The 7,027-nt window shown below is 74.8% G+C and carries 1 protein-coding gene; it reads left to right on the top strand.

Annotation, left to right across the window (positions count from 1 at the left end):
• The first annotated feature begins 20 nt into the window (after positions 1–20).
• Entirely contained in the window at positions 21–6,803 is a 6,783-nt protein-coding gene (locus tag VFZ20_RS28835; RefSeq protein WP_329687428.1) for a non-ribosomal peptide synthetase, read from the top strand.
• Positions 6,804–7,027 lie beyond the last annotated feature (224 nt).

The following is a 7,027-nucleotide window of genomic DNA, read 5'->3' as shown; positions in this document are numbered from 1 at the left end:
TGGTGCCCGCCACGCTCACCGTGCTGGACGCGCTGCCGCTGACGTCCACGGGCAAGGTGGACCGCCGCGCCCTCCCCGAGCCGGACGCGCCCGCCGCCGCGGAGTGGCGCGCGCCGTCCACGCCCACGGAGCAGGCGCTGGCGCCGCTCTGGGGCGCGCTGCTGGGCGCGGAGCGCGTGGGCGCCGGCGACGACTTCTTTGCCCTGGGCGGCCACTCGCTCCTGGCCGCGCAGCTGGTGACGCGCGTCCGCGAGGCGTTCGGCGTGGAGCTGCCCCTGCGCGCCGTCTTCGAGGCGTCCACGCTGGCGTCCATGGCGCAGCGCATCGGCGCGCTCCGCGGCGGATCCGGTGATGCGGCGGAATCCGTCGAGCCCATCCCCGTCGCCGATCGCAATCAGCCCCTTCCGCTCTCGTTCGCGCAGGAGCGGCTGTGGTTCCTGGAGCAGCTGGACCCGGGCTCGTCCGTCTACAACGTGCCCTTCGGCCTGTCCTTCGAAGGCGCGCTGGACGCGGACGCGCTGGGCCGGGCGCTCGCGGAGGTTGTCCGGCGCCACGAGGTGCTGCGGACGGCGTTCGAGCCGGGCGAATCCGGCCCCGTGCAGGTCATCCTCCCCCCGGACGCGTTCCGGATGGAGACGGTGGACCTGTCGCATCTGCCCGGGGACGAGGCACGGGCGGAAGCGGAGCGGCGGATGACGATGGAGGGCCGCCGCCCGTTCGACCTGCGGCGCGGTCCGCTCGTCCACGCCACCCTCGTCCGCGTCTCGCCGGTGCGCCACGGGCTGATGGTGGTGATGCACCACGCGGCCACGGACGCCTGGGCCGGCGGCATCCTCCTGGACGAGCTGGCCACGCTGTACGACGCGTTCCGCCGGGGCGCGCCGTCGCCGCTGCCGGAGCTGCCCGTGCAGTTCGCGGACTTTGCCGCGTGGCAGCGCGCGTCGCTGGACGGCGGCGAGCTGGAGCGGCAGCTGGAGTACTGGCGGGGCCGGCTGGCCGGCGCGCCCGCCACGCTGGACCTGCCGTTCGACCGCCCGCGACCCGCCGTGCAGGACACGCGCGGCGGCGCGCACCGGTTCCGTCTTTCGTCCGATGCGGCGCGGGGCGCGCGGGAGCTGGCCCGCGCCTCCGGGGCCACCGTCTTCATGGTGATGACGGCGGCGTTCGCGTCCGTGCTGCGCCGGTGGAGCAGCCAGGACGACGTGGTGATCGGCACGCCCATCATCAACCGACCCCGCCGCGAGCTGGAAGGGCTCATCGGCTTCTTCAGCAACACGCTGCCGCTGCGGATCGACCTGTCGGCCGATCCGTCGTTCCGCGCGCTGCTGGGCCGCGTGCGCGAGACCACGCTGGGGGCGTACGCGCACCAGGACGTGCCGTTCGAGCGGATGGTGGACGCGCTGAACGTGGAGCGCAGCCTGAGCCACGCGCCGCTCTTCCAGGTGATGCTCACGCACCAGACCGGCGGCGAGGCGGGGACGGCGGCGTTCGGCGAGGCCACGCTGGCGGCGACGGACGCGGACCTGGGCACGTCGCGCTTCGACATGACCGTGGGCGTCATCGAGGCCGGCGACGAGATCGTGGGTGGCGTGGAGTACGCGGTCGCGCTCTTCGACGCGTCCACCGTCGCGCGGATGATGGACCACCTGGACGCCACCCTCCGCGCCGCCGCGGCGAACCCGGACGCGCCGCTCTCCGCCCACGCCGTCCTGGGCGACGCGGAGCGCGCGGACGTGCTGGAGCGCTGGAACGCCACGGACCGCCCCGCCGCGGACGGCGTGTGCGTGCACGACCTGTTCGCGCAGCAGGCCGCGCTTACGCCGGATGCGCCCGCCGTGGAGCTCGACGGACAGACGCTGACGTACGCGGAGGTGGACGCACACGGCACTCAGCTCGCGCGGCGGCTGTGGCGGATGGGCGTGGGCCTGGACGTGCGCGTGGCCGTCTGCCTGGAGCGGTCGCTGGAGCTGCCGGTCGCCGTCCTCGCCGTGCTCAAGGCGGGCGGCGGATACGTCGCGGTAGACCCGAACTATCCCGCGGACCGCGTGGCGTACATGCTGGACGACAGCCGCGCCGCCGTCCTCGTCACCACCTCCGACGTGGCCGCGCGCCTGCCGGAGATGCGCACGCCGCTGCTCCTGCTGGACAGGGACGCGGATTCGGCGGATGCGGATTCGGCGGATGCGTACGATCCGTACGACAATTCCGCCGATCCCGACACGCTGTGCTACGTGCTGTACACGTCCGGCTCCACGGGGCGGCCCAAGGGCGCCGCGCTGCCGCACCGCGCGCTCGTCAACCTGCTGCGCTGGCAGCTGGCACGCTTCGGCGCGTCGCCGGCCGCGCGGACGCTGCAGTTTGCGTCGCTCAGCTTCGACGTCTCGTTCCAGGAGATCTTCAGCACCTGGGCGGGTGGCGGATCGCTCGTGCTGGTAGACGACGACACGCGCCGCGACGCCGAGGCGCTGGTGGAGCACCTGCGGCGCGAACGGATCGAACGCCTCTTTCTCCCCTTTGCCGCGCTGCAGAACCTGGCTGAGACGGCGGAGGGCGCGCGCCTTCCCGACCTGCGCGAGGTCATTACGGCCGGCGAGGCGCTGCGCTCCACGCCGCAACTGGTCGCGTTCTTCCGCGCGAACCCCGGGCTGCGGCTGGACAACCAGTACGGTCCGTCGGAGACGCACGTCATCAGCGCGCACGGGCTGGCGGACGACGCGGGCGCGTGGCCGCTGCTGCCGCCCATCGGCGCGCCCGTGGACAACGTGCGGCTGTACGTGCTGGACGCGGCGATGCAGCCCACGCCCGTCGGCGTGCCGGGCGAGCTGTACGCGGGCGGCGTGGCGCTGGCCCGCGGCTACCTGGGCCGCCCGTCGCTCACGGCGGAAAAGTTCGTCCCCGACCCGTTCGGAGCCCTGCCGGGCGCGCGCCTCTATCGGACGGGCGACCGCGCGCGCTGGCTGGCCACGGGCGAGCTGGAGTACGTGGGGCGCACGGACTTCCAGGTGAAGATCCGTGGCTTCCGCATCGAGCCGGGCGAGGTGGAGGCCGTCATCGGCACGCACCCGGCCGTGCGCGAGGCCGCCGTGGCCGTCCGCGGGGAGGGCGCGGAACGCCGCCTGGTGGCCTACGTGGTCCCCGGGGAGGGCGCCGCCGTGACCACGCCGGAGCTGCGGGCGCACGTGGCCGCGCACCTGCCGGACTACATGGTGCCGGCGCGCTGGGTGATGCTGGACGCCATGCCGCTCACGCCCAGCGGCAAGGTGGACCGCCGCGCGCTTCCCGCGCCGGACGTGGACGCCGGCGCCGCCACGCGCGTGCCGCCCCGCACCCCGGCCGAGGAGCTCGTGGCCGGCATCTGGGAGCGCGTGCTGGGCGTCCGTCCGGGTGTGCACGACAACTTCTTTGACCTGGGCGGCCACTCGCTTCGCGCCACGCAGGTCATCAGCCGCATCCGCGACGCGTTCGGCGCGGACCTGCCCCTGCGCGCGCTGTTCGAGGACGCCACGGTGGCCGGCCTGGCCGCGCGCGCCACCGCGGCCCGCGCGGGCGGACCGGCCGCGCTGCCGCCGCTCGTCCCCCAGCCGCGCGACGGCGACATCCCGCTCTCGTTCGCGCAGCAGCGCTTCTGGTTCGTGGAGCAGCTGGGCTCCGCGGCCAACGCGTACATCATCCCCCTGGCCCTGCGGCTGCGCGGGCCCATGGACGTGGACGCGTTCCGCCGCGCGCTGAGCGGCCTGGTCGCCCGGCACGAGTCGCTGCGGACCGTCTTCCGGATGAAGGACGGGCAGGCCGTGCAGGTCATCCGCCCCGAAGGGGACATGGACCTGCCGCTGCACGACCTGTCGGCGCTGGCGCAATCGGAGCGCGAGGCGGAGGCGGCGCGGCGCACGAACGCCGAGGTCCGCACGCTCTTCGACCTGGCGAACGGGCCGCTCATCCGCGCGCAATTGCTGCGGATGGCGCCGGACGAGCACGTGCTGCTGCTCTCGCTGCACCACGTGGTGGGCGACGCGTGGTCGCTGGGCATCCTCTTTCGCGAGCTGGCGGAGCTGTACGACGCCGCGCGCGCCGGCCGGCCGGCCGACCTGCCGCCGCTCCCCGTGCAGTACGCGGACTACGCGCTGTGGCAGCGCGCGCGGATGACGGGCGACGCGCTGCGGGCGGAGCTGGACCACTGGCGCAAAACGCTCGACGGCGCGCCCACGCTGGCCCTGCCCACGGACCGCCCGCGCCCCGCCGTGCAGAGCTACCGCGGCGGATTCGTCCCCTTCGCCCTCTCGCCGGAGCTGACGGCGGGCGTGAACGAGCTGGCGCGGCAGGGCGGCGCCACGGCGTTCATGACGCTGCTGGCCGCCTACGCGCTCCTGCTGCGGCGCTGGTCCGGCACGGACGACGTCGTCATCGGCAGTCCCGTCGCCGGCCGCACGCCGCGCGAGACGGAGGGGCTCATCGGCGTCTTTCTCAACACGCTGGCCCTGCGGACGGACCTGTCCGGCGACCCCACCTTTCGCCAGCTGCTGCACCGCGTGCGGTCCGTCGCCATCGACGCGTTCGCGCACCAGGAGGTGCCGTTCGAGCGCTTGGTGGAGGAGCTGAAGATCGAGCGCAGCCTGGCCCGCCATCCCCTTTTCCAGGTGATGTTCAGCATGCTGCCGGGGAGCGGCGCGGGCGGCGACGGCACCTTCGGCGGGATGACGGTGGACGCGTCGGAGCCGGACGTGGGCGCGGCCAAGGTGGACCTGACCCTGTCCATGGCGGAGGTGGACGGCCAGCTGCGCGGGGGCCTGCAGTACGCCGGTGACCTCTTCGACGCGCCGACGGTGCGGCGGATGACGGAGCACCTGCGCACCCTCCTCGCGTCCGCCGTCGCCGATCCGGATGCGCCCATCGCCGCCCTGCGGATGATCGGCGACGGCGAGCGGGCCCAGGTCGTCGAGGGATGGAACGGGACGGCGGTGGACCACGATCCCCGTCCCATCCACCTGCAGGTGGCGCGGGTGGCGGATGCGCATCCCGATCTTCCCGCCGTCGTGGCCGCGGACGGCACGCTCACCTTCGCGCAGCTGGAGACACGGGCGAATCGCCTTGCGCACCGGCTGCGGCGGATGGGCGTGGGGGCGGACGTGCCCGTGGCCGTGATGCTGGAGCGCTCCGCCGCGCTCCTCGTCGCCGAGCTGGCGGTGATGAAGGCCGGCGGCGCCTACCTGCCCATCGACCCGACCGGGCCGGCGGACCGCGCCGCGTACATGCTGCGGGCCAGCCGCGCCGCCGCGCTTTTGACGACGACGGCGCATCGCGCGGCCGCGCCGTCAGTCGGCATCCCCGTCCTGGAATTGGACGCGGAGGAATCCGCCCTCCGGTCCGAGTCCGCCGACGCCCCGGTGGTGGCGGTGGATCCGGAGCACCTGGCGTACGTCATCTTCACCTCCGGGTCCACCGGGCAACCCAAGGGCGTGGCCGTCCCGCACCGGGGCGCGGCGAACACGCTGGGCTGGCACCGCCGCGCGCACGGCACCGCGCCCGGCGACCGCGCCGCGTGGATGGCCAGTCCCGGCTTCGACATCGGCGTGCTGGAGACGTGGTCCGCGCTGGCGGCCGGCGCCGCCGTGCACGTGGCGCCCGACGCGCTGCGGGTGGACCCGCGCGGGCTGCTGCGCTGGCTGGACGAGGCGCGGATCACCGTCTGGTCCGGCACGACGCCGGTGGTGGAGGCGGTGCTGGATGCCGTGCACCGCGGCGCGCCGGCCCCGCGCGGGCTGCGCGTCGTCAGCACCGGCGGCGACGCGCTGCGGCAGCGGCCCGTGGCGGGGATGCGGCTCATCAACATGTACGGACCCACGGAAAACTCCGTCCTCAGCACGGCCGGCGAGGTGCCGGCGGAGGGCGCGGGGCTGCCGTCCATCGGCGGGCCGGTCGAGAACCACCGCGCGTACGTGCTGGACGCTCGCTTGGCGCCCGTGCCGGTCGGCGTGCCGGGTGAGCTGTACGTGGCCGGAAAGGGGCTCGCGCGCGGCTACCTTCATCGCCCGGCGATGACGGCCGAGCGCTTTGTGCCGTGCCCGTTCGGCGGGGCGCCGGGCGCGCGGATGTACGCCACGGGTGACCGCGTGCGCTGGCTGCCCACGGGCGAGCTGGAGTTCATGGGCCGCACGGACGAGCAGGTCAAGCTGCGCGGCTACCGCATCGAGACGGGCGAGATCGAAAGCGCCCTGCTGGCGCACCCCGCGCTGGCGCAGGCGGCCGTGCTGCTGCGGACGGAAGGCGGCGCGCGGCTGGTGGCGTACGTGGCCCCCGCGGACGGCGCGAGCGCTCCTCCCGCGCCGGAGCTGCGCGCCTACCTGCGCGAGCGGCTGCCGGACTACATGGTGCCCGCCGTGTTCGTGGCGCTGGACGCGCTCCCCCTGAGCCCCAACGGAAAAGTGGACCGCAAGGCGCTTCCCGCGCCCGACGCCGGCCCCCGCGCCGTGTCGCAGCCCGCCAGCGCGGCGGAACGGCGCATCGCGGCGGTGTGGCGCGAGGTGCTGGGCGTGGAGGTGGGGGTGGACGACAACTTCTTTGACGTGGGCGGCCACTCCATGCTCGTGGCGCGCATGCAGGAGGCGCTGCGCGAGGCCATTGGGCGCGAGGTGTCGGTCGTGGAGCTGTTCCAGTACCCCACGGTCGGCGCCTTGGCCGCGCATTTGGAGTCCACCGCGTCCGCGGCTGATGCAGGCGCGTCGCCCGCCCCCGCGGCGGAGGCGGCGCAGGGCACGGAGCGCGGCCAGGGCCGCCGCGAGATGATGCGCCGGCAGCGGGGGCGGTGAGGAACGGCAGTGCGGGAGTGCGGGAGTGCGGGAGTGCGGGAGTGCGGGAGTGACGGCACTCGTGCACGAAGGGGGAGATCGCGCGGCGCGCGGAGCGCCCCCCTCCCCGACCCTCCCCCACAAACTGCGTGGGGGAGGGAGGTGGGTTCCAGCGGGAGGGCCGGCTCCTTTCGCGGTTCAGTTCTCCCCCTCCCCCGCGACAGCGGGGGCAGGGGGCGGGGGGA

It is taken from the genome of Longimicrobium sp., assembly GCF_036280135.1.
Taxonomy (GTDB): Bacteria; Gemmatimonadota; Gemmatimonadetes; order Longimicrobiales; family Longimicrobiaceae; genus Longimicrobium.
This window is presented reverse-complemented; position numbering and strand designations above follow the sequence as displayed.